This is a genomic window from Streptomyces sp. NPDC000880 (assembly GCF_053599675.1).
Genome location: NZ_JBSFMS010000113.1, coordinates 1 through 23,257 on the forward strand (window position 1 = coordinate 1; position 23,257 = coordinate 23,257).

At 67.6% G+C, this 23,257-nt stretch carries 15 protein-coding genes and 5 pseudogenes; 13 read left to right on the forward strand and 7 right to left on the reverse strand.

Annotated elements, in window-relative coordinates:
- Positions 1-350 precede the first annotated feature (350 nt).
- Complete coding sequence (locus tag ACWDO5_RS27960; protein WP_450533132.1) at positions 351-1,607, reverse strand: PP2C family protein-serine/threonine phosphatase; 1,257 nt, start codon at positions 1,605-1,607, stop codon at positions 351-353.
- A 289-nt stretch (positions 1,608-1,896) separates the two neighbouring features.
- Here ACWDO5_RS27960 and ACWDO5_RS27965 point away from each other — a divergent pair, with 289 nt between their 5' ends.
- The 6 genes and pseudogenes from ACWDO5_RS27965 to ACWDO5_RS27990 all read left to right on the forward strand — a co-directional run.
- On the forward strand, positions 1,897-2,904 hold the full coding sequence (locus ACWDO5_RS27965) for a substrate-binding domain-containing protein (protein WP_450533133.1): 1,008 nt from the start codon (positions 1,897-1,899) through the stop codon (positions 2,902-2,904).
- The gene (locus tag ACWDO5_RS27970; protein WP_450533134.1) at positions 2,904-3,923 is read left to right on the forward strand and encodes an ABC transporter permease; all 1,020 of its coding nucleotides are present in this window, start codon (positions 2,904-2,906) and stop codon (positions 3,921-3,923) included. Before ACWDO5_RS27965 ends, ACWDO5_RS27970 begins: the two co-directional genes overlap by 1 nt.
- Positions 3,924-4,129: 206 nt before the next feature.
- Positions 4,130-4,636 (forward strand): annotated as a pseudogene (locus tag ACWDO5_RS27975) (ATP-binding cassette domain-containing protein); the annotation flags it as partial.
- Positions 4,637-4,849: 213 nt separating this feature from the next.
- Positions 4,850-5,965 (forward strand): annotated as a pseudogene (locus ACWDO5_RS27980) (ATP-binding SpoIIE family protein phosphatase); the annotation flags it as partial.
- Between the two features lie 1,281 nt (positions 5,966-7,246).
- A complete protein-coding gene (locus ACWDO5_RS27985) occupies positions 7,247-8,497 on the forward strand; it encodes a DUF6777 domain-containing protein (RefSeq protein ID WP_450533135.1) in 1,251 nt (416 codons plus the stop codon).
- A gap of 180 nt (positions 8,498-8,677) precedes the next feature.
- Positions 8,678-8,896: pseudogene (locus tag ACWDO5_RS27990) on the forward strand (transposase); the annotation flags it as partial.
- Here the strand turns inward: ACWDO5_RS27990 and ACWDO5_RS27995 are convergent.
- Positions 8,885-9,367 (reverse strand): annotated as a pseudogene (locus tag ACWDO5_RS27995) (DUF4265 domain-containing protein); the annotation flags it as partial. The pseudogenes ACWDO5_RS27990 and ACWDO5_RS27995 overlap by 12 nt on opposite strands.
- A 302-nt stretch (positions 9,368-9,669) precedes the next feature.
- On the opposite strand from ACWDO5_RS27995, the gene ACWDO5_RS28000 reads away from it, so the two are divergent.
- The 3 genes from ACWDO5_RS28000 (at position 9,670) to ACWDO5_RS28010 (ending at position 16,310) form a co-directional block, all read left to right on the forward strand.
- Entirely contained in the window at positions 9,670-10,380 is a 711-nt protein-coding gene (locus ACWDO5_RS28000; protein WP_450533136.1) for an alpha/beta hydrolase, read from the forward strand.
- A gap of 446 nt (positions 10,381-10,826) precedes the next feature.
- Complete coding sequence (locus ACWDO5_RS28005) at positions 10,827-12,659, forward strand: FAD-dependent oxidoreductase (protein WP_450533137.1); 1,833 nt, start codon at positions 10,827-10,829, stop codon at positions 12,657-12,659.
- 1,416 nt (positions 12,660-14,075) lie between these two features.
- Positions 14,076-16,310 (forward strand): penicillin acylase family protein, encoded by a 2,235-nt coding sequence (locus tag ACWDO5_RS28010; protein WP_450533138.1) that lies wholly within the window; start codon positions 14,076-14,078, stop codon positions 16,308-16,310.
- Between the two features lie 267 nt (positions 16,311-16,577).
- On the opposite strand, the pseudogene ACWDO5_RS28015 reads toward ACWDO5_RS28010, so the two are convergent.
- Positions 16,578-16,805 (reverse strand): annotated as a pseudogene (locus tag ACWDO5_RS28015) (IS5/IS1182 family transposase); the annotation flags it as partial.
- 188 nt (positions 16,806-16,993) lie between these two features.
- On the opposite strand from ACWDO5_RS28015, the gene ACWDO5_RS28020 reads away from it, so the two are divergent.
- The gene (locus ACWDO5_RS28020) at positions 16,994-17,455 is read left to right on the forward strand and encodes a hypothetical protein (RefSeq protein ID WP_450533139.1); all 462 of its coding nucleotides are present in this window, start codon (positions 16,994-16,996) and stop codon (positions 17,453-17,455) included.
- A gap of 9 nt (positions 17,456-17,464) precedes the next feature.
- Here the strand turns inward: ACWDO5_RS28020 and ACWDO5_RS28025 are convergent, their stop codons facing one another.
- Entirely contained in the window at positions 17,465-17,719 is a 255-nt protein-coding gene (locus ACWDO5_RS28025) for a hypothetical protein (protein WP_450533140.1), read from the reverse strand.
- 560 nt (positions 17,720-18,279) lie between these two features.
- Between ACWDO5_RS28025 and ACWDO5_RS28030 the strand changes: the two genes are divergently transcribed.
- A complete protein-coding gene (locus ACWDO5_RS28030; protein ID WP_450533141.1) occupies positions 18,280-18,810 on the forward strand; it encodes a hypothetical protein in 531 nt (176 codons plus the stop codon).
- Positions 18,811-19,685: 875 nt separating this feature from the next.
- Here ACWDO5_RS28030 and ACWDO5_RS28035 read toward each other — a convergent pair.
- Entirely contained in the window at positions 19,686-20,390 is a 705-nt protein-coding gene (locus ACWDO5_RS28035; protein ID WP_450533142.1) for a transcriptional regulator, read from the reverse strand.
- Between the two features lie 979 nt (positions 20,391-21,369).
- On the opposite strand from ACWDO5_RS28035, the gene ACWDO5_RS28040 reads away from it, so the two are divergent.
- Entirely contained in the window at positions 21,370-21,555 is a 186-nt protein-coding gene (locus ACWDO5_RS28040) for a hypothetical protein (protein WP_450533143.1), read from the forward strand.
- Positions 21,556-21,760: 205 nt separating this feature from the next.
- Here ACWDO5_RS28040 and ACWDO5_RS28045 read toward each other — a convergent pair whose 3' ends face one another.
- Together ACWDO5_RS28045 and ACWDO5_RS28050 are read right to left on the reverse strand one after the other, a co-directional pair.
- Positions 21,761-21,901 carry a hypothetical protein gene (locus tag ACWDO5_RS28045; protein WP_450533144.1) on the reverse strand — a complete coding sequence of 47 codons (141 nt, stop codon included), beginning with the start codon at positions 21,899-21,901 and terminating at the stop codon, positions 21,761-21,763.
- Between the two features lie 99 nt (positions 21,902-22,000).
- A complete protein-coding gene (locus ACWDO5_RS28050) occupies positions 22,001-22,564 on the reverse strand; it encodes an NADPH-dependent FMN reductase (RefSeq protein ID WP_450533145.1) in 564 nt (187 codons plus the stop codon).
- Positions 22,565-22,975: 411 nt separating this feature from the next.
- Between ACWDO5_RS28050 and ACWDO5_RS28055 the strand changes: the two genes are divergently transcribed.
- The gene (locus tag ACWDO5_RS28055; RefSeq protein ID WP_450533146.1) at positions 22,976-23,182 is read left to right on the forward strand and encodes a hypothetical protein; all 207 of its coding nucleotides are present in this window, start codon (positions 22,976-22,978) and stop codon (positions 23,180-23,182) included.
- Positions 23,183-23,257: the final 75 nt, after the last annotated feature.

The window sequence follows — 23,257 nt, forward strand, 5'->3', positions numbered from 1 at the left end:
GGATACCACCCGCCCATCCCCGGACACCGACCCAAACCGGATAAGAAACCGGTCTGAAGATCACTCTCAAACCACGCCGGTGGATCGAGGCTTAGTGCGGTCTAGACAACAAACAAGGGCACGCAACGGGCACGCCGCTACACATCGCGGAGGGCGTCACGCAACGCCTCGGCTTGGAGATCGAGCGCCCGGCGCATCGCGTAGCCCGTGTGGACAGTGTGTGAGCCGATTTCCTGTTCCCGGGGCTTTGATCCACCGAGTGAGCCCGGCCAGACTTCGCTGCTCCCGAGTGTCCCCTCGGCTGTGTGCGCCGGCGGCCGCCCGAGTACGAACGACCTGCCCCGGTTGTTCTATGCGGAAAGGCCACGGCTGCGTTGCGGGAGGTGGTCAATGGCGTCTGTATCGGAGGTGGCAGCCGCTGAGCTGACGTGTTCGCCCTCCGCTTCCTCTGTGCTGACGTGTTCGCCGGCTTCCTCGTCGAGCCGGTCGACGAGCATCATCGCCACGTCGTCCGCCAGGCAGCCCTCGGTGTGGCGGATCAAACCCTGGTGCAGTTGTTCCAGGAAGTCCGGCGGGGTGCAGGCGGGCACCGCCTCCATGGCCTGGGGAAGAGCGAAGAAGTCCTTGTCGCGATTGCGGGCTTCGATCACGCCGTCGGTGTACAGCAGCAGACGGTCGCCGGGTGCGAAGGGATAGCTCTCCGCCTTGGCCGGAGGGCCGGAGACGAGGTCTTCCAGGCCGAGGGGTGGTAGTGGTGACGCTGCCATCAGGGCCTGAACCTTGCCCTCGTGCAGCACCAGTGGAGGCAGATGGCCTCGGTTGACCACCTGGACCACGGGCCTGTCGGGCCAGTCGGGCACCTGAGCCACGAGCGCGGTGACGAAATCCTCCGCCTGCTCTTCTCTCTCGCACTCTTCTTCCCCCTTGTTCTGATCCACCTCCCCCTGAACCACCACGTCCTCCTCCCCGGCGACACCCGGTACGGCGCGCTCCCGTTGCAGCGCGGCGGCGCAGTGGTTCATGACTTCTACCAGTTCATCCTCGTAATGCACGGCCTCCCGGAACGCGCCCAGCACGGCTGCGGCCAAACGCACAGCGGGTAGCCCCTTGCCACGGACGTCACCCACGATCAAGCGAATCCCGTACCGGGTCTGCACAGCCTCGTAAAGGTCACCGCCGATCTGCGCTCCCGTCTCAGCCGCGAGGTACCTGCTCGCCACCCGCACCGGGCCCAGCCGGGCGGGTACAGGCCGCAGTACGACTCGTTGCGCTGCCACGGCGATCCTGCGGATCTGCTCGAGTTCGCTCTGCCTGCGAGTACGTATGGCACTACTCAGCATGATGCTCGCGATGGAGACCAAGAGGATGGCCAGAATATTGGTATAGACCTGCTGGCTACCCCACGACTGGTTGAAGGTGGCGGTGGTTACGCTGACGGCCAGAGCGACGGCCGCTGCCCAAATGGTGCCTTTGGGGCCCGTCATCACCGCGGCCAGGGCCGGCGTCGCGGTGAGGATGGGGCCCGTATACAGAAAGTGCGCGGGCGAGAGCTCGATCCCCACCACGAGCAGCGCGAGGATGAATGGCACACACTGCGCGAGCGTCAAGAGGACCCGGCTGTGACCGCCCGTTCCTGGTTGAGGAGATGAGCGGAAGAGTGATCGCACAGGTTTCAGTTTGCCCTATTTTGCGACATCGGGCTGTCCGGTGATCCGTGACCCACCTGGACATGTGGGGTTCCGCCGAAACGCCGCCCCGCTCGACCAGCCCCCGACCTCGTCGAGCAGTACTCTGCAGACGAAAGCCGTGTATGAAGGCCTCGATGAATGACCGGAGACCTCCTCCTGCTGCCGAGGACACGACATGAGAGCCGTTCGAGCGCGCCGCGTATGCCTCGTGCGAGTCGGTGCCTTGGCGCTCGCTGCCGTCTGCGCCACCGGGCTCGCTGCCTGTGACGGCTCCGGCAGTGCCGGGACGGACTCGTCGCCCCCCACCGGCTCACGGGACGTGACGATCGGCATCGTTGAGCTGAACCTCACCAACCCGTTCTTCAGCACCCTCGAGAACGCAACGGAACGTGCGGCCAAGGCCAACGGCTGGAATGTCATCACCGCCGAGGCGAAGGTGCCCGGCGATTACGCCACTCAGGTGGCCGCGGTCGAGAACATGATCACCAACAAGGTTGACGCGATCGTCCTCACCCCGGCGCACTCGACCGCGCTGGTCCCTGTCGTGCAGCAGGCCCGGGCCGCGGGGATCCTCGTGGTGACGGTCAACGGGACGCTCAGCCCGACGGACGCCGCCGACGCCACCTACGCCACCGACAACTTCGAGGCCGGCAAGCTCATCGGCCGGTGGGCCAAGGACCAGAGGATCAGCGACCCGCGCATCGCGATGCTCCTTTACTTCGACCTTTCCGACGGGCCCTCCCGCGGCCGCCGCGACGGCTTCCTCGCCGGGTACGGCATCACCGCCGCCTCTCCGCTCATCGTTGGCAGCGCCCTGACGAAAGCCACGGTGGACACCGGCCAGGTGGCCATGGAGAACCTGCTCGCCGCGCACCCGGACATCAACCTGGTGTACACGACCAACGAACCGACCGCGCGTGGCGCCCACACCGCAATCGCGGACAAGGGCCTCGCCGGCAAGGTGACAGTCGTGTCGGTCGACGGCGCGTGCAGCGGTGTTCGGAATGTCAAGGCGGGAACGCTCGGGGCGACCGTCATGCAATACCCCGGTAAGATGGGCAAGTTGGCCGTGGACGCGATCGAGAAATTCGTCCAAGACGGCACCAAGCCCTCAGGCGTCACTGACTCCGGCACCACACTCATCACCGACAAGCCGGTCAACGGCGTTCCGTCCCAGACCTCCGCCTGGGCCCTGGCTCACTGCTGGGGGCAGTGATGGGCGCTCCGCCGCCCATCCGCGACGGCGGAGCCTCGCGCCACAAGTCGCCCTCCACATGGGGCAACCGGCTCAAGGCCGCCGCCACGGCCCAGTCCTCCGTGCCATTAGCCATTCTCGTGGCGACGGTCGTCGTGTTCAGCCTCGCCACCAGCACGTTCCTCAACGCGGCGAACCTCTCTCTGATCGCACAGCAGTGCGTCGTGGTCGGCACCCTCGCTCTCGGGCAGACACTGATCATCCTGACCGCGGGAATCGACCTCGCCAACGGGGCGATCATGGTGCTCGGCACCGTGGTCATCGCTAAGTACGCCATCGCCGGGGATCCGCTGGTGGCCCTGCTCCTCGGCGCGGTCGTCTGCGTGGCGCTGGGCGCAGTCAACGGGATACTCATCTCCTACTCCGGCCTGCCGGCGTTCATCGTCACGCTCGGCGTGTTGACCGCCGTGAGCGCGGTCTCCCAGCTCTACGCGCAGTCCCAGAGCTACTCCGTCGAAGCGGATCTGCTCACCGTGTTGAATGACGGGTTCACCATCGGGGGCGTCACCGTCACGTACGGCGTTCTGCTGTGGATCGCACTGACCGCCGCCCTCGCGTACGCCCTGAGCCAGAGAACCACGTGGGGCGTGCGCGTCTTCGCTGTCGGCGACAACCCGCACGCCGCCCAGGTCGCCGGCATCAGGGTCCGCCGCGTCCTGTTCGGCGTGTACGTCCTGGCCGCGTTCATCTACGCCATCGCCGCCTGTCAGGCCCTGGGGCGTACTCCCCTCGCGGATCCCAGCATTTACGCCACCGCGAATCTGGACAGCATCACCGCCGTCGTGATCGGCGGGACCAGCCTCTTCGGCGGCCGCGGCGGCGTCATCGGAACCCTGATCGGGACCCTCATCGTCGCGGTGCTGCAAAACGGGCTCACCCAGGCCGGAATCGACTCGCTGTACCAGCAGGTCGCGACCGGGGTCCTCGTGATTGCCGCGGTCGGTATCGACCGCTACGTGCGGAGAAGGCAGTCGCGATAAGCACCCACGGCGACAGCGTCCCTCCACGTCGTGCGGGCACACCAGCGAGATCATGTCCGACTGCGCTCCCCATCGTCCTCGTGACCAGGGCCGGAACATGGGCCGGACGGCCCACGGGCCTGCCACGCCGTGGCTGAGCACGTCAATGTCCGAGGCCGATAGGTCCAGCTGAGGCCAAGCGCCCGGATCCGAGAGAGTATGGGTGCATGGCTGGCACGCCCTTGCTGTCGTTGCGTGGGGTCTCGAAGCGATTCGCTGCCGTGCGGGCCCTCGTCGACGTGGATCTCGAGATCAACGCAGGTGAGATCGTCGCCGTCGTCGGGGACAACGGCGCCGGCAAGTCCACCCTCATCAAGGTGATCGCCGGGGCGAACCCAGCGGACACCGGCGTCATCGAGTGGCAGGGCCGACCTGTCGTCATCCGCGAGCCGCACGATGCCCAGAACCTGGGAATTGCCACCGTCTATCAGGACTTTCCGCTCTGCGACAACCTCGACGTCGCGCGCAACATGTTCCTCGGCCGGGAGATCCGCCAGTTCGGTGTGATCAACAAGAAGGCCGAGATGGAGAAACGCTCCCGCGAGCTACTGAACAGCCTCGCCTTCCCGATCCCCAGTGTGCGCATCCCGGTCGCGTCGCTCTCCGGAGGTCAGCGCCAGACGGTGGCGATCGCCCGCTCGCTGATCGGCGAGCCGAAGCTGTTGATCCTGGACGAGCCCACCACAGCCCTCGGCGTCGAACAGACCGCCCACGTCCTGGACCGGATCGTGCGCCTTCGTGAACAGGGCCTCGGCGTGGTGCTGGTCAGCCACAACATTGATGAGGTGCGCACGGTCGCCGACCGGGTGGTAGTGCTGCGCCTCGGCCGCAACAACGGCTTCTTCGAGGTGAAGTACACCACTCAGGAGCAGATCGTATCCGCCATCACCGGCAATCACGCCATGGGCGTGACGTTGCAGCACAGTCTGCTGCCTCGCGGCCTGCCCGATCAGAGCGCCGTCGACGTGGCCTACCGCTACCTGCCCGCGCAGGGCGGCGTAGGAGGCGACTGGTTCGACGTCATCCCGCTGCCCGGCGCCCGGGTGGCGCTGGTCGTCGGTGATGTCGTGGGCCACGGCCTGCACGCCGCGGCCACGATGGGTCGCCTGCGCACCGCCGTCCACAACTTCTCCTCCCTGGACCTGGCACCCCACGAGCTGCTCAGCTACCTCGACGAACTGGTCATCCGGATCGACCACGACCAGGCGAATGAGGCCAGCCTCGAAGGGGTCACGGGAGCCAGCTGCCTCTATGCCATCTACGATCCGGTCACTGGCAACTGCACCGTGGCCTGCGCCGGCCACCTCCCGCCCGCGCTCGTCCATCCCGACGGCACGGTGGACTTCCTCGACCTGCACGTGGGCCCTCCCCTCGGCCTCGGCGGGCTGCCCTTCGAGACGACCGAACTGCAGCTGCCCGAAAGCAGCAAACTCGTGCTGTACACCGACGGGCTCATCGAGAACCGCGAGCGCGACATCGATGTTGGCCTCGAGCTGCTGCGCACGGCGCTGACCCACCCCGACCAGGCACCGGAGGAGACGTGCGGGGCCGTGCTCGACGCCTTGCTTCCTGATCGCCAGAGCGACGACATAGCCCTGCTCGTCGCCCGCACCCGCATCCTGGCGGCCGACCGGATCGCCGAATGGGACATCCCATCCGAACCCGAAGCCGTCTCTCAGGTCCGAGCCGACGTCACCCGGCAACTGGAGACATGGAACATGCCGCCGGACGTGGGATGCGCCACGGAACTCATCATCAGCGAACTGGTAACCAACTCGATCCGCCACGGCAGCCCCCCGATCCACGTCCGCCTGCTGTGGGACCGCAACCTGACCTGCGAGGTCTCCGACGGCACCAGCACCGCTCCCCACCTGCGCTACGCGGCGACAATGGACGAGGGCGGACGCGGCCTGTTCCTCGTAGGTCAGTGCGCCGACCGCTGGGGCACTCGCTACACGGCCAAGGGCAAGGTCATCTGGGCGGAACAGGCACTTGGTGCCTGACCGGGGGCACGACGGGCGCCGCTGGGGCCTTTCTCTGGAGCGGGTGAGGGGAATCGAGCCCGCGCTCCGAGCTTGGGAATCACCGTTGGCTGGTTGACGGGGCCAGCGTCCGCAGTCGCAAGGACGGGGGTGCCAGGTCCGGATTTGCTGCACCGCTACCACCGCGGCGAAGATCCGGGCCGACTGGTGGTGGATCTCCTGGTGCCCGACAATCTCGGGCCTCGAGCCGATCTCACGACAACTCCGCACTCCGCCCCGCCGAATGCAGCGTCACCTCGCCTGCGCTGGTCGTCGTTCTTCTCGGCAAACTGGGTCAGGAAACTAGGCGCGAAGGTGACCATCACCTCTGTGCCTGGCTGCTGGGCGAGCGCCACCGCCGCTCGTCCTCTTCCATGAGGAACACGCGGAGTCTCTTTGGGAACCGATCGAGCGCATCGGCGCTTCCAAGATCCCCAGCGCCGTGTCTGGGCGAACAGAACTGTCACGCACCGGCATCAGCGATGCCCTGCCGCGTCTCCTGCTCGCTGATCGCCTTCGTCCGGGGCCCCGTCACAGCGCAATCACCACGGTGGATCTGCATGACCCGGTGTGCGGTGCTGATGTCGTACTCGGCGACTCAGTCAGGGGACTGGGAAATACGCGGTGGCGTCGGCTCGGCCTTGTGCTCCCGCTGCCGGATCGCGGCCTGCACTGCGGCGAGCTGCAGCTGGGGGTAAAGCTCCACAATGCGGAGGCGGGGCAGGTCAGGCGGCAGTTCGGACACATGTCGAGTCCAGACGGGTGCGATGCTCCATGGCGACGTCAAGAGGCCCGGAACCAGCGGCCCCTTTCCCCTATGGGGACGCTGTTCTCTGTCAAGTCCCGAAAAGTAGTGGCGTGACGCGATGGAAAGGTTCGGGGCTTACTCGAGAGGCGGGCTTTGACAGAGCCGGTGGCCTCATGATCCGTGCCTCCCGGACGTGGAGCGATAATGGCCTTAGGGAGGCGAATGAGAATAGTTTCTATTTCCGTGATATCTATGCGGTTGAGGAGAGTGCCGTGAGTTCCCTACCTCCTTCGTCCGAGCGCCCCACCGGCCCTCCCTCCGGTCCGCTGTCCGGCCGGCCCTCAGGTGAGCAGCCGCCGGTACCTCCGCCCCCACCCGGGCCACCGCCCCCACCGGGGTCCACGGGTCCGCCCGGCGGACCCGATGAGCCAGGTCGGCGCCGCGGAGGACTGTCGCCCCGGTGGCGGACGCGGAGAACTTTGCTGGGTGCCGGCACTGTGGTGGTGGGTGCCGCGATGGCGGTGATCCTCACGGTCACCCTCCCCGGCGGGAAAAAGGGCGGTGGGGAAGTCTTCCTCCAGACCGCCTCCGCGGCCGGCCCTGATCCGTTCACCCCGTCAACCGTCACCCAGGACAAGGACGCCGCAGCCTCGTCCGCAAGCCCTGGTACGTCATCGGCCGGCGCGGACGGCGGCACAGGCACCCTCGTCGTCAATGGTTCCCACCCGGGACTGTACGGCGGTACGCAGAACGTCGCGAGCTGTGACGTCGAGAAGCAGATCAAGTTCCTCACGCAGAACGGCGACAAAGGGCAGGCCTTCGCCGGAGTCCTCAACATCCGGCAGCCCGAAATCCCCCAGTACATGAGGTCCCTGACGCCGACTCGGCTGGTCTGGGACACACGCATCACGAACCACGGGTACAAGAGCGGTGCGGCCACCAGCTATCAGGCCATCCTGCAGGCCGGCACGGCCGTCCTCGTCGACGACCGCGGCGTTCCGCGCGTCCGCTGCGTCTGCGGCAACCCCCTGACTCCGCCCGTCGCCGGCGAGGACAAGCAGAAATACACCGGCAGGCAGTGGTCGTCGTTCCAACCCTCCAACCTCGTTGTGGCCACACCCGCCGAAAAGCCCATGAAGGCCGTGACGATGTTCGACCAGGAGCGCAAGGGCTGGTTCCAGCGCCCGATCGGCGACCTCCTGGGCAAGAGCGACGAAAAGGTTCCCGCACCGAAGGGCCAGCCTGCCGGAACGCCGTTCCCCGTCCTGCCCCCTCCTGAATCGCCAGAGGAGCACCACGACAAGGGAGAGGAGTACCCGGAGAAGGGCAAGCAGAAGGACGACGACAGCAAGAAGGACAAGGACAGCAAGAAGGACGAGCCGAAAAACGAGCCCAAGGACCAGCCGAAGGACGAGCCCAAGGACCAGCCGAAGAACGAGCCCAAGGACGAGCCCAAGGACGAGCCCAAGGACCAGCCGAAGAACGAGCCCAAGGACCAGCCGAAGAACGAGCCCAAGGACGAGCCCAAGGACGAGCCCAAGGACGAGCCCAAGGACCAGCCGAAGAACGAGCCCAAGGACGAGCCCAAGGACGAGCCCAAGGACCAGCCGAAGAACGAGCCCAAGGACCAGCCGAAGAACGAGCCCAAGGACCAGCCGAAGAACGAGCCGAAAAACGAGCCCAAGGACGAGCCCAAGGACCAGCCCAACCAGGACCAACAACCGGCGCCGGTTGAGCCGCCGGCCCCGGAGTCGCCGCAGAGCTGAAGTCTCGTTCTTCTCGTTCGGAACCAGGAGCAGGCGGCGGCGCCGGGTTGCGTCCTGGGAAGTGGTGTACGGGTTCTACCTGATCCGGGGGTTTGCCCCGGATCAGGGGTGGTGCCTGCATAGACGAACGGCCACCGGCTGATCCTTTGAGATGTCGAAGTCACGAAGGAGATCAGCACGATGACCGCACCTGACAGTGTGCCCCTGCACGCCCTTGCCGAGGACAACCTCGCCGCGGCGAGTCCCGATCTGCTGCGTGCGATGGTCAAGACGTTCGCCGATGCCCTGATGTCCGCCGAGGCCGATGCCCTGTGCGGGGCCGAGTACGGGCAGGTCAGCGACGAGCGCGTCAACCACCGCAACGGCTACCGGAATCGGGAATGGGACACCCGCGGCGGCCGCGCGCCATGCTGCGGTGATGCACCCCTCCTCCATGTCCCACCACTCCTGCGCCACACCGTGGTTGAGTAGCCGTTGGACCCTTGCGAGGTCGGCAGTAGGAGGGACATCCAAGGAGACCGTGCCGAACTTCTCGATTCCCTCGCCGCAGACGCCCAGTTCGTGGAAGGCGTTGAGCACGCTCTGCCGCGCGGCACCCGAGCCGCCGTCGCGGCGCACGACGAGCCGGATGGTGCAGTTCTCTGAGGGACGGACGACGTCGCCGGCCCATCGCAGGCCGTCCTCATCGTTCCGGGTCGCGATGGTGTCGCCGCACGCCACTCCACGGACGAACCACGGGATGTTGTCCACCTTCACCGTGTCGTCGCCCTGGTCGACGGCCCACAGACTCTCCACGCAGGCGGGAGGCCAATCGTCCTCGATCTCAAGGTGGAGGTGCACCTTCACCTGCTGCTCTCGGGCCTCCGTCATCCCGCCAGGACGCACGGCCGCTCCGGACGAGCAGCCGGCAGGTCCTCGGACGGAGACCCCTCGATGCGAACTACTGGCACGACGATCGCCAAGGTCTGCTGGGCAGGTCAGCCGTGGGCCTGAGTGCATACGATGCGTCGAAGGTCGGGCTGGTTGCTGTACTTCCGTGCTGTACGGCGCCTTCTCGGACGACCGCTTGGGGGTTCAAGCCCATCCACTGGTGCGGCCGGACCCGGTTGGTCGTGTTTATGGCCATATGTACCATTGTTACACCGCTTCGTGCCCTGAGGAAGGAGATCATCATGGGTGCCGAAAGGACATCGGGGACGGTGGTACTCGTCCACGGCGGTTTTGTCGACGGCTCCGGCTGGCAGGCGGTATACAACCTCCTGAAGAAGGATGGCTACAGCGTCAGCGTCGTCCAGAATCCGACACTGACACTCGACGGTGACGTCGCCGCGACCAAACACGTCATCGATGCGCAGAGCGAACCGGTCATTCTCGTTGGCCATTCCTATGGCGGAGCGGTCATCACCGAGGCAGGGAATAGTCCCAATGTGGCGGGGCTCGTCTATATTGCGGCCTTCGCGCCAGACCGGGACGAGTCAGTAAATTCGCTCATTGCCAACCCGCCGCCCGGAGCGCCCGTACCGCCGATTCTGCCGCCGGAGGACGGCTTCCTGTTCCTCGACAAGGCAAAGTTCCCTGCTTCGTTCGCAGGCGACGTGGATGCCGAACCGGCCGCGTTCATGGCCGACTCGCAGGTCCCGTGGGGCGTTGACGCTTTGAACGGCACGATCAGCGAGCCAGCGTGGCGGACCAAGCCCAGCTGGTATCTCGTCACGACCGAGGACAAGATGATCCCCCCGGCAGCTCAGCGCTCGATGGCTGAGCGGGCTGGCTCGACTGTTGCCGAAGCCGCCGGTAGCCACGCGATTTTCCTGTCGCAGCCGGCAGTCGTTGCCGCGCTCATCAAGAAGGCCGCTTCCGGAGTGCGCTCACCCGCGCGCTGAGACAACCTGAGCGCTTCGGGCTGCATCAGGCCCGTCGGTGCAAGGCTGAGTTGAGCGGAATCGATGCCACCTGAAGGCGTCCCCGGAGAGCATGACGTTCGCGGAGCTGGGCTGGGGGGGCGGTCGGGGAGGCGACCGGTTACCGCGTCTACCGGTGGAACCACGACGCTGGGTCGTACGAGCAGCTGACGGCGGAGCCGGTCACCGGTCTGTCCTACACGGACACCACGGCCGCCACCGGTACGACCCACTTCTTCTGGGTGACCGCCGTCCACGCCGACGGGACCGAGTCCGCTCCGGGCGACGCCTGGGCGATCCTGCAGCCCGGAAGCTGACACCAACACGGGCCACCAGGCCAGGCGAAAGGGCCGGACCGTTTCGACGGTCCGGCCTTCGTCGTCACCGTGGAGAGTCCGGTGAACGACTCTCGCCAGCTCAAGCACACGATGGTCCGGGCGGGGCAGTCGTCGGAGAAGGCAGCGTTGATCTATCAGCACAGACGCGACGCCCGGTTGGTGGTCATCCCGACGCGGCAGCCGAAAGATCGACGCCAGGTGGCGGCCCCGAGGATGGACAGCCACTGTCGCGGCGACCGAGTCGTCACCGCGCACGAACCGCCGGCCGCCATTAGGCTTGCACAGGTGACGTGGCCGGTCATTTTCGTGGTGGATCACGACCCGAGCTCGCTTGGTGTGCTGCTCGCCGACCTCACGCGACGGTTCGGCAGAGCCTTCGCTGTGAAGGGCGCGAGCTCGCCGAAAGCCGCGCTCACCGCGGTACAGGAACTGGCGCGGGCCAAGGCACCCGTCGCACTGCTGCTCGCAGACGACGACTCCGTCGACGTCCTCGCGCGGGCACATGAGCTGTATCCGCGCGCCAAGCGTGTGCTGCTCGTAGATCGCGACTACTCGTCGACCAGCCCGGCCGTACAGGCGATCGCACTCGGCCGCGCCGACTACCACATCGTGCGGCCGTGGGCGAACGACGAGATGCTGTACCGCGCCGTGAGCGAGTTCCTGTCCTCGTGGACGAGGGATCAGGAACCGAAATTCGAACTGTTCCGCGTCGTCGCCCGAAAGGGCGACCGCCGTGTGCTGCAGCTGCGCGATGTGATGGCGCGCTTCAACCTGCCATTCGCGGTCTACCCGGCCGAGGAGGAGGCCGGACGGCGTCTGCTGAGGGAGGCCGGCATCGACGCGTCGCATCTGCCGGTGGTGATCCGCCATGACGGCCAGGCGTTCATCGATCCGAGACTGCCCGATCTCGCGCGCGCGCTCGGGGTCAGCGTCACGAACGACATGGACGTCTCCGACGTCGCCATCGTCGGTGCCGGGCCAGCCGGCCTGACGGCGGCCGTCTACGCCGCGTCCGAGGGACTGGACACCGTGCTGCTCGAACAGGCCATCTCGGGTGGGCAGGCCGGGACGAGCCCGATGATCAGGAACTATCCAGGGTTCCCCCACGGCATTGCTGGCGGCGACCTCATGGAGCAGACCTGCGAACAGGCGTGGCTGATGGGGGCGCACATTGTCTTCGCGCAACAAGCGATCGCGCTCGAACGCCGCGGCGACCGGCGAGTTGTGCACATGCTGGACGGCTCCGAGGTCAGCGCACGCGCGGTGTTGATCGCCACAGGTGCCGACTGGCGGCGACTCGGCGTGCCGGGCCTGGAAGCCCTGGTCGGTTCCGGCGTGTTCTACGGCACGGCCGTGGGCGAGAGCCGGGCGATGCGAGACCAGGACGTCTTCATCGTCGGCGCCGGAAACTCGGCCGGTCAGGCCGCGGTGCATCTGGCCAAGCACGCTCGCACGGTCACCTTGGTGGTTCGGGGCGACAGCCTGGCGAAGTCAGCGTCGGCTTATCTGGTGCGTGCCGTCGAGGCGACGCCGAACGTCATCGTCCGCCATCGGACGGAGGTGGTCGATGGTGGCGGCGGTGAGCACCTGGAACACCTGACGCTCGGGGATCGGACGGCGGACACCGTCGAGCGGGTTCCGGCAGCCGCACTGTTCATCATGATCGGAGGTGAACCGCACACGCAGTGGCTCCCGGACAGCATGGCGCGTGATGGGCAGGGCTACCTGGTGACGGGGCGCGAGATCCGCGAGGAGTCCCCGGCGGGCTGGCCACTCGGTCGAGACCCCATGCCGCTGGAGACGAGCGTGCCCGGCATATTCGCGGCGGGAGACGTACGGAAGGGCTCGATCAAGCGTGTCGCCTCGGCGGTGGGCGAGGGAGCCACGGCCGTTCGCCTGGTGCACGAGTACCTGGGCAGCTGAGCCGACTTGCGCTTCGCGTCATCCGGTGCAGGCCGCACGGCAGAAGGGCGGCAAGGCCCCTTCTGGTGCGGACAGCCGCATCTCCACGTCGGGTGTCGCCCTGTCCAACGCGGTCACCAGGACGACATAGGCCAAGAGCACCGCGAAAACGCCCCCGTTTTCACCGAGCCTGGCAGGGTGACCTGCGGGCTGCAAGCCCGTGAGGCCGTCCTGGACCGCGTCGGTGAGCTACCTCGGCCTGGTCAGGGTCGACCCCAAAGCCCCTGCGCCGGCCTGACCCTGTACGCCATTCTCCGCGAACGTTGACGACCGACAGGGCCTTTCGGGGGATGCCCCGTAAAGCCCTGGCCGCGGCGGAGGCGTCCGGCCTCCGGCCATTCCTCGCGAGGCGTCGCACGCCACCAGGTCGGTGGAGCGGATTTGGGTGAAATCGCCGTTGGTTCGGTACGCGTTGAGGTCCTGACCAGCGACGACGGGGCCGGGAGCCGACTCGACCTGCTGCAACACACCCGTCGTTGACCGCTGTTCCCTGACGCACCGGGCACGCACCACCTTCTGATCCGTAGCTCCAGCCGGAACGGTCAGCAACGGCCATACCGGCTGCTACGAGGCCCCAGAGGGACGCTACCGGACGGGGCGGTTGCTGTAGTTGCGGTACTTCGCGCTGGGTGCCGCCGGCTACGGACGGCGCGCTGTGCGCCGAAACCTCCGCAGTTCGAGGGGATTGACGCACCCCTGCTCCGCGATGAACGAAGAGCTTCCGCTTGCAGAGGGGCGAGGCCTTGTCAGGGCGCCTCTTGCTGGGTAGGACTGTCCGCGTGGGTGATCACCGGAACTCGCGTGTGCCGTCAGGGAGGTCACCTGGTCATGGTTGCCGGGTGCGTGGTGGAGGTGACGATCAGGGTGATGACTGTGGGCGTCATCTCGGTAGGACAACCAAGGGTGTTGGGCCGAGCGGCGTTGCAGCGGCAGGTCGCCGACACGATTCCGAGGCCGGCGTGATGTGCCTGTGCCGGCCTGCCCTGCTGCCGCCGTGGGTGAGGTTGTCGGCGACCGAGGTGAGATCCCGGCGGAGCCCCTCGAGCGACGGGCGTCTTCGTGACCGTGGACGGCGACCACTCCGCTCGCCTTGAAGACGCCGGCCGCGATGGGCTGTTCGGCATCCGAGCCAAGCATGGCGGATACGCGTCCGGTCGTGGGCCGTGAGGAGCGCGGGCGCACGGACCGGGCCAGGGCTTCATGCCGCGAGAACGCCGCGCTCATCGTGCCCGGGTCGGGCGGTGCGGCGACGCAGCGGTCTGACGGGCATGCCGTACCGGCCGGACAGAGCGCCGCGGGCCCAGCGAGCGGACCACCGCCCGCAAGATCACGTAAAGCTGCACGATCCCCTGATCCTTGAAGGAAGAAGGAGCACTCATGAGCCATGCGCAGAACTCCGGGCTGAGCCGACGCCGCGTCCTGGGCGGAGCAGTCGGGCTGGCCGTTGCCGCGGCGGGGCTGCCGTCCGGCACCGCGTTCGCGGCATCGGCGCCGACTTCGGCCGATGAGGCCCGCTGGCGCAGACACGCTGCCCAGGTGACGATCACGCGGGACGACTGGGGCGTTCCGCACATCGTGGGCGAGACCGATGCCGACGCGGTGTTCGGGATGATGTACGCCCAAGCGGAGGACGACTTCAACCGGATCGAGCAGAACTACCTCGTCGCCCTGGGTCGTCTTGCCGAGGCCGAGGGCGAGAGCGCGATCTGGCAGGACCTGCGTCAGCGGCTGTTCCTCGACCCCGAGGCGCTGAAGAAGGAATATGCGAAGTGCCCGGCGTGGCTGCGCACGTTGATGCAGGCCTGGGCGGGCGGACTCAACTACTACCTCGCGACACACCCCGAGGTGCGTCCACGCGTGCTCGACCGGTTCGAGCCGTGGATGCCGTTGAGCTTCTCGGAGGGCAGCATCGGCGGCGACATCGAGTCGGTGCTGCTCACCCAGCTCGAAGCCTTCTACGGCAAGCGGGACGTGCCGATGACCGACGAGGAGCGCGGGCTGGTGCTGCGTGAACCCACGGGGTCGAACGGCATAGCCATCGCGCCGAGCCACACGCGGGACGGCCACGCGCTGCTGCTGATCAACCCGCACACCAGCTTCTTCTTCCGTGCGGAGCAGCATGTGACGAGCGGCGAGGGGCTCAATGTCTATGGTGCCGCCACCTGGGGGCAGTTCTTCATCTACCAGGGCTTCAACGCGCACACGGGCTGGATGCACACGACGAGCGGCGTCGACAACATCGACGAGTTCGCCGAGACGATCGTGACGGGGGCCAACGGAACCCGCTCCTACCGCTACGGCGACGAACTGCGCCCCGTCACTACGAAGACGATCACCTTGTCCTTCCGTACCGCGAAGGGCGGGCAGGAGGAGCGCAGCTTCACCACGTTCGCCACACACCACGGCCCGATCGTGCGCGAGGCGGACGGCAAGTGGATCGCGTGTGCGCTGATGAACAAGCCCGTCGAGGCGCTCAAGCAGAGCTTCCTGCGCACCACGACGCGGGACTACACGCAGTACCTGAAGGTCGCGGGACTGAAGGCGAACAGCTCGAACAACACACTTTTCGCGGACTCGAAGGGTGATGTCGCCTTCCTGATGCCGCAGTTCATGCCGGTGAGAGACGATCGGTTCGACTATCTCAAGCCCGTCGACGGCAGTGATCCGGCGACCGACTGGCGTGGACTGCACAGCCTGGACAGCATGCCGCAGGTTGTGAACCCGAAGAACGGCTGGGCGTTCAACACCAACAACTGGCCCTGGACCGCCGCCGGCGCGGACAGCCCCGACGCGGCCGACTATCCACGCTACTTCGACCGGTTCGGCGAGAACCCGCGCGGGCCGCAGGCAGTCCGGGTGCTGACCGCGCGCGACGACTTCACCCCGCAGACGCTGATCGAGGCCGCGTTCGATCCGTACCTCACCGCCTTCGCGCGGCTGGTGCCGGGGCTCGTCGCCGCGTGGGACCAACTGCCCGAGCACAACGGGCAGAAGGCGAAGCTGGCCGATCCGATCGGCCTGCTTCGCGACTGGGACCACCGGTGGGCCGCGGAGTCGACCGCGACGTCGGTGGCCGTGTTCTGGGGCGAGGACCTGTGGGCGCTCACGTCCCAGGCGGCGGCGGAAGCCGGGATGTCGGTATGGGACTACATGGCCGACCGCGCCACGGACGCGCAGCGGCTCGGGGCGCTCGAGACAGCGACACAGCGGCTGCGGCGGGACTTCGGCAGCTGGAAGGTGCCGTGGGGCGAGATCAACCGCTACCAGCGCAACGACGGTGCGATCGTCCAGGAGTTCAGCGACGCCAAGCCGAGCATCCCCGTGCCCTTCACCTCGGCGCGATGGGGCTCCCTCGCCTCGTTCGGAGCCAAGGCCTACCCGGGAACTAAGCGCTACTACGGCACCAGCGGCAACAGTTTCGTGGCGGTGGTGGAGTTCGGGCCGCGACTGCGCGCCTGGGCGGTGACGGCGGGCGGGGTGAGCGGGCATCCCGACTCGCCGCACTTCGACGACCAGGCCGAACGCTACGCGAACGGCGACCTGCGGCCTGTCTACTTCTATCCCGATGACCTCGAGGGCCATGTCGGGCGGAGGTACCGGCCCGGTAGGTGACCGGTCGCCCGGGAACGGGCGCGATGGGGTGTGCGGTGTGCTCTGCGCAATCGGAGCTTCCCGGCATCGCGGAGTTTCCCTGCACGGAGCCGTGCGGTTGTCTGCGTACCGCAATTGCGCGCATCGGCGCTCGAGGGCTTGACCGGGGGTAGGCCGCATCGCTGGGGGCAAGGGGTTGCAGGTTCAAATCCTGTCGTCTCGACGGTTACATCGGATATTTTCGCAGGTCAGGGGTCATCTTCGGATGGCCCCTGAGGCGTTTTGGGAGCGGACCAGGCGCCGGTGCAGTATCAGGATCCCGAAGGTCTGCTCGACCTTCCACCGCTTCGGCTGCGGGACGAACCCCTTGTCCTGCGGGTTGCGTTCGACGGTCTCGACGTCGATGCCCAGGAGGGTGCCGTGCATGACGTTCTTGAAGCCCTGGTCGACCAGCGCCTTGCGGACGGCGCCTCCGGCGTTCTCGGCGACCTGGTCGAGCAGGGCGATGCCCACGGCCCGCGCTCGCCGACCGTACCTCGCTGGTGATCGCCACCGGCTGTCCACCAACGCGCGACCGACCAGAGTCTGTTCATCGAGTCCGGCCGTAAGGGCCATCGGCATGGCCACGATTAGGGACTTGGCGTGCACCTGACGCTAAAGTGCGATGCTTATTCGCTTTGCTACATGGTGAAGGGGGAGGGGTTATGAGTACACAACTGAAGGACCTTGCAGGGGAGTTGGCGGAGGCGCTGTGGCGGGAGCACACCGTCTACCGGGAACGATCCGGGGGTGTGGTCATCCGGGGTGAGCACGTGCGGCGCTGGATCAGCCTCGCTCCTGCCGGCGGCCGGGACGAGATCCTCGTCCGCGCGGGACGCATCCTCGACGGCGGCACCACCGCCCCAGCGCGTTCGGAGGCTGTCGTGCCACTCTCCGCCGGAACGGGCGAGCTCGCCGCGACGTGCCGCCGCCTGCTCGCCGAGGCAGCTGCCGACGTCACACCGGTTGCGCCGAGACCGGCGGCATCTGATCGGACCAGACGGTCCGGGAAGTCCGCGCGGCCTGGGCCTGGTGGGAGACACACGAGCTTCGGCTCCTGGGTGATCATCACCTGCGTGGCCGGTGTTGTCGTTCTCTATGCCTACAGCACTGCGATCGGCAGATAAGTCTGCCCCCTAGGTCGAATCCGGTGTCGAATGGCGGACGCAACCCGGCATTCCAGATTTCAGGAGGACTTCCTGCGCGCCCGTGAGGATGAACTGGGTCTCGTTGAGCGGCGATCCGCGCGTTGGAGCGCCCGCCGCGGCGTGCAGCACCACCTGCGCCCGCGTCCGGGCCTGGTGCGGGGTCTTGTTGCCCCAGGCCGCCTGCTTCAGGTGCTGCCGTTGCAAGGCGGTCAGCGATATCGGGCGGGCGGTGGCAACGGGCAAGGCGGCAAGCCGATCAGCAGAGGTGGATCTTACGTGCGGGAGTCTGCCGCAGCACCCGGAAGATGCCCTGGACTGCGCCCCAGACGCCACACAGAATCGAGAGCGACCACTTAGCTTAGGCGTCGTGCCTGAGCCGGTCGCGCTGGATCTGGTGAGCGAGGGCGCGACGCACAGAGGCTGATGCGGTGGTGGTGACCTTCGAGGGGACGTCGAGACCACGGCTGATCTCCCGGTCCGCAGAGAGTTGCCTGGATCGATCACGGCGCCGACGTGGGGGTTGACCGATGCCCGTCCGTAATCGATCACCGCCTGGCGCGGTGACCGGTTATCACGCTTCTCTTCGCTGATCGCGACACCGGCACCGCCACCCGGTCGGCCGTGTACCCGTGCCGTGTCGCCGACAGGGCGGGCTACGAGCACCGGCGGACCGGGGAGATCCGCGCTCGGCCCGGAGTCGGAGAAGGAGTGCGTCCGTTGCTCGACGAGGTGCCGCGACGGCGCCCTGGGCCAGAGCTGCGCCGGCCGGTAGCGTTCGTGCCACAGGAGTTGGGGGTGGGGCGTTGAAGTTCACGATAGACACGGAGATCGACTCGTACGAGGACGCGATCCGTACCGTGCGCGCCGCGTACGGGGTACCTGAGCGCGCTGCGCGCGGGCGTCCGGTTGTGCTCGACCGCGACGTTGTGTGGAAGCCGCCGGGCCCCTACGGCCTCGCGCCGTGGACCGAGGCGATGCTGCGGTCCTGGGTGCAGTCCCTGACCGCGGAGGACGAACTGAACCTGGTGTGGCGCGTGTGCGCACAGCCTGGCCACCCCGGTGTGCACGAGAAGGTCCTCGCCGAGTACGTCTCCCCCCACCTGCGCGGGCAGCCGGCTGTGACCGAGATGGCGGACATCACCCGGCGCCTGAACGATGCGGCCCAGGAACTCTGGGCCAGCGCGACGCCTTACCTAGTCAACGAGCGTGACAGGACGCGGACGGTCGACCGGGCCGTCGCAAAGATCCTGTTGAACGAGCTCGCCTCCCACCCGCTCTGGCCTCGGATGCGCCACCATGCGGATCCGCCCGCCCTCGACGTCCCCGGAACCTGACCCGCCGCCGGCCTCCGCCCTGCGGGCGTATGACCTCGGTCGGCGGCACCACCCGCCGGAACAACTCCCACAACGCGGGCGCTCTGCTGGTACCACGCCTCCGTGTTGGCGCAGCGCCACCCGGGCGGCAGGAGACAGGCCGCGGCCGGTGGACCAGAACGGATGCGCGGTCTGCATCAGCAGAGAGCAGCACCAGCACCAGCACCAGCACCAAGAGGGCCTTCCCGGCTCGAGGCCTTTTGGTTCGGACTCGGGAATGAGCGCCGAACGGCGCTGCCCACGTGCGGGTGCACGGAGCAGCACCGAGCTGCGGTCATGGAGATGTACACCACCAACGAGAGCCCCCATTTCTGCGTACGGCAGCCCGCCCCATGCGGAAGCGTGGCTGGTCACCGCAGACACGGGCTACAAGGGCAGCCTCGAGCAGGCTCTGTCAGCCATTGAGGAGCAATCCGCCGAGCGGGGCACCGATGCGATCGTCGGTCTTCGCATCGCTGTAGCGCAGTCTGAGACTGGGCAGGGCTTCGGACGGAGCTTCGTCGTCTACGGGACCGCGGTGAAGTACTTCTGATCCCGGGGTCGGTCATGGCTCCGGCCGCGGCCCCTCGTTCGGCCCGGTCCACAACCGCCCCGACTCCGGTCGGCGCCCGCTGCGGCACCAGCCACGTGCCCGACGACGAACCCCTGCCGGATCAGGGGAGCCAGAAAGGAATCGGCCGACGACCGCCGGACGGCAACCGTGCAACAGGTCGACGCCCAGGCGGAAGTCATGCGCCCGCGGTGGCGGCTGATGTCTACCTCGCTGCATACGGGCCGGCCCGGCCGGAGGAAACAGGCCGCGATGCGCCGTACGGACGTGGGGACCGGGCTCTTGGTCACGCCTCCCCGTGCTCCGCGCCGGCGGCTTCCGCGGTCGCGACCAGCTGCTGGAGGACCGCCAGGTGGTCGGCGAGCGCCTGGCGGCCGGTCCGGGTGTCGGCCAGCCAGGTGCTGGGGCGTTTGCCGACGTAGCCCTTCCTCACCGCAATGTAGCCTGCCTCCTCCAACGCGCTCGCGGTCTTACTGAGCACCGAGTCCGAGACCTGGCAGTAGTCGCGCACGGCCGAGAACTCGGCCTCGGTGCACCCGCTCAGGAATGCGATCACGGTGAGCCGGGTGGGATGCCGAAGGAGAGGATCGAGCCCGGGCATCAGGCGGGCCCCGAGCTCGCGCCGGATGCGGGCGTTCAAGCGCACGAACGCCACCCAGAACGCCGCCCCCGCCGCGACCCCTGCTGCGGCCGGGTCCACGCGCTCGACAAGCAGGCCCGCCGTGTTGCGGCGCAGTTGCGTGACCGCTCCTACGGCGTCGGTGACCGAGGTGATGTGGCCCAGGGAGTCGTGTGTGTAGTGGGTGGTGCGACCAGCCGGATCGGTGACGGAGAGGCGGTTTCCGCGCTCGTCGAACTCCTGCTGCCAGCGCGCCCCGCCCTCTTGCGTCAGCTCGACGGGCAGCCCCAGGTCGTTGTACGTGGCCCGCATCTGGCTGCCGTCGGCGCGAGTGAGGGAGGTGAGTCGGCCGTCGTCGTCGTAACCGAACACCGTGGTTGCACCCAGCGGGTCGGTGCGTGTCAGGAGCCGGTTGTAGGGGGCTCGCGCACCCAGTCCGCGCCGGACTCCCAGCCGAGGCTGCCGTGAGCGGTAGTGTCCCGGCACTCCAGCCGGGACACCGCTTTCGTAGCGGCCAAGCCCGCAGCCGCGGGGGCGACGAGCGAGAAGAGCCCCAGAGGGCACGGCCATTGCGGGACCAACCTCGCAGGCGCGGGGACCACGGCGTCGAGCAAGCCGCGCGAGGGGCCAACCCTGGCGCGAGTGTGGGCGCGGGCTGCCCAACCAGGCGCGCCCTCCCCGAGCACACCCCGCGGGCGGCGCCGACTCGATGCCGGAGAGGGTGCGGTAGGCGAGGGCCGGAACATCCCCGCGGGTGCGGGGCCGACCACGCTGGCCGGCGTCGGATCCGGCCTGGCGGACGGAACATCCCCGCGGGTGCGGGGCCGACACGTCGCACACGGCCGAGAGCTTCGGCGAAGCGGGAACATCCCCGCGGGTGCGGGGCCGACATCCTGGAGCCGGCGTGGGACCAGATGCGGAACTGGATACCGCCCGCCAGAAGGCGGTAGCCAAGCCGAAGTCCGCAAGGTAAGCCTGACCGCCCGGGTGCGGAGACGAGTGGATCGTCTCCGCCCTGCTCGTTGCCGTGAGCCCCGCTTCCGTAGACGGGCTCCCTCCCCGGGCGTCAGGGGGGCGGTGTTCCGGGGCCGATGCCGTGTCGGCGAGACCTCCAGCACCGGCGTACCCAGTCCCCCTCTCCGATAGCGATCATCAGGGCGGAGGACGCTGCGCACGGTGCGAGACTGGCCGGGCGGCCAAGGCTCTTGCCCAGCAGCCAGAGAGCGAGGGTGATCGCGACCCATCAGCGCGGTCTCGCGCCACCAGCGCGCTCGACGTGCCAGGAGGGGGATCAAGGCCCGGCGCCTGCCGGCACGGCTATGACGGGCAATGCTGGTGCCGGTGGGTGGTGATGCCCAGCAGTATGGCGCCGGTGACGGCCAGGGCACCGCCGGCTGCGGTGCAGGCGAGAGCGCAGCTGCGCCGGGTCGCGGCCTGCCTCCTGGGCGCCGGCCTCCAAGCGGGTGACGGCGTCATCCAGGCGGTCGAGACCGAGGAAGCCGAGCTCGGTGGGCGATGCAATCACCGCTCGGAGTGAGCCCATTCATGTCTATCGGCGTGGGGGGGGCTCTGAGGAGGGACGCCACGAGGTTCGAACGCCGCAGGACCGTGCACGGCCGCAGTTGTCCCCGACTGTGGACGAACTGGCGCATGGTCAGTGGCTCTCCTGGCCCATGGTGGCAAGGCAGGGCTGAACGGCTACCGAAAGCGGTGTCCCGGCTGGAGTGCCGGGACACCACCGCTCACGGCAGCACAAGACAGGTACGGGTGAGGCGTCGAGTCGCCGGGGGACGCGCGGCAAAGTTGTAGTCGCGGGTCTCGAAGAAGAGGTGTGCGCGCTCGTACTCCTCGACCAGGGCGTTCCCGATGATCACAGCAATCACTGCCCTGTACTTCCGTGCTGGGCGCCTGGGCCGGCGTCCGGTATGGGCAAGAAGTGGTGGTCGGCTGGCGTGCCGGCCCAGGGCCTGTCGGTTACCGCGTCAGGCCGCGTCGCGCAGCGGCTTGAGTGCGTTGCTCCAGGCGATGACCTGGTCAAGCATCGGGTTGACCGACTCCTCCTGGAAGGGGGCGGGCTTGAAGTCGGAGAAGTTCTCGAAGTCGGTGAACAGTGACAGCATCACCGTGTTGCGCACGGTGGCTACCTGCAGTTCCGCCATGATGCCGCGGAGGTGCTCGATGGCACGGGCTCCTCCCACGCTGCCGTAGCCAACGAAGCCGGCGGCCTTGTTGTTCCACTCGGCGTGGAGGAAGTCGATCGCGTTCTTCAGCGCGCCGGACGTGGAGTGGTTGTATTCGGGGGTCACGAAGACGAAGCCGTCGAATGTGGCGACCTTGGCGGCCCATGCCTTGGTGTGCTCGTTGGCGTACTGCCCCATGGACGGCGGAATGCTCTCGTCGAACAGCGGCAGGCCGAACTCCGCGATCTCGACGAGCTCGAACTCGGCGTCCTGGCGCTTGGCCGCGATGTCGTGGACCCACTGGGCGACAGCCGCGTTGTTGCGGCCAGGACGGGTGCTGCCGGTGATGATGGCGATCTTGGTCATGGTGCAGTCCTTGTTGGTTGAACGGTAAACTACATAGCTCGTGTGGACTAACTCCCGCTGGCGCGCCGCCTATTCCCGACCCGGTGACCGCCAGCCGTGCCACATGGACGGGCATGCGGAAGAGGGCAGAGAGGCCTTGCCGAGGATGGGAACCGTCGGCCCCTAACGTCCTCAAAGAGAGCGAGAAGGCACTTTCCTGGCCTACAACCGGCTCCACGGACCCGTACGCAAAGGCGGTCGTCAGAGGCCTGCTCCGCCAAGGCAAGGGCAGGAGCGGTCCGTTTGGGTCAGGTTCGGCGAGTGATTCCCCGGCCGCGCGGGCCGCACCGGGACGTGGGGCCCGGGAGAACCACGTGCGCGCGTTTTGATCAGCCGCACCCTCACCACGCACCACACTCACTGGGACCTGTAGTGGAACGACTGGAACACGAGCACGCGGTCATCGCCGAGGCGCTGGCCCGGCTCGATGCCGCCCTGGTCATCCTCGTCCAGGACGACAGCGGACTGGGTGAGGTCCAGGATCTGGCAGCGGTGCTGGACCGCATCCTCAGCTCCCATCTCGGCTACGAGGAAGAGGAACTGGTGGAGCCGCTGGACCGGCTGGTCGGCCGGCCTTGAACGGGCTCGGTCAGTTCTGAATCCCTGCCGGTTCATATCCTTTCGTTCACCGACGCCCTTTTCGGCAGGGCCGGT

Bases quoted from the DNA above. Each gene is read 5' to 3' on its own strand.
- ACWDO5_RS27985 (WP_450533135.1), top strand. From the start codon at position 7,247: ATGGCGGTGATCCTCACGGTCACCCTCCCCGGCGGGAAAAAGGGCGGT.
- ACWDO5_RS28040 (WP_450533143.1), top strand. From the start codon at position 21,370: ATGCCCAGCAGTATGGCGCCGGTGACGGCCAGGGCACCGCCGGCTGCG.
- ACWDO5_RS28050 (WP_450533145.1), bottom strand. From the start codon at position 22,564: ATGACCAAGATCGCCATCATCACCGGCAGCACCCGTCCTGGCCGCAAC.
- ACWDO5_RS28020 (WP_450533139.1), top strand. From the start codon at position 16,994: ATGAGTACACAACTGAAGGACCTTGCAGGGGAGTTGGCGGAGGCGCTG.
- ACWDO5_RS27970 (WP_450533134.1), top strand. From the start codon at position 2,904: ATGGGCGCTCCGCCGCCCATCCGCGACGGCGGAGCCTCGCGCCACAAG.
- ACWDO5_RS28000 (WP_450533136.1), top strand. From the start codon at position 9,670: ATGGGTGCCGAAAGGACATCGGGGACGGTGGTACTCGTCCACGGCGGT.
- ACWDO5_RS28005 (WP_450533137.1), top strand. From the start codon at position 10,827: ATGGTCCGGGCGGGGCAGTCGTCGGAGAAGGCAGCGTTGATCTATCAG.
- ACWDO5_RS28010 (WP_450533138.1), top strand. From the start codon at position 14,076: ATGAGCCATGCGCAGAACTCCGGGCTGAGCCGACGCCGCGTCCTGGGC.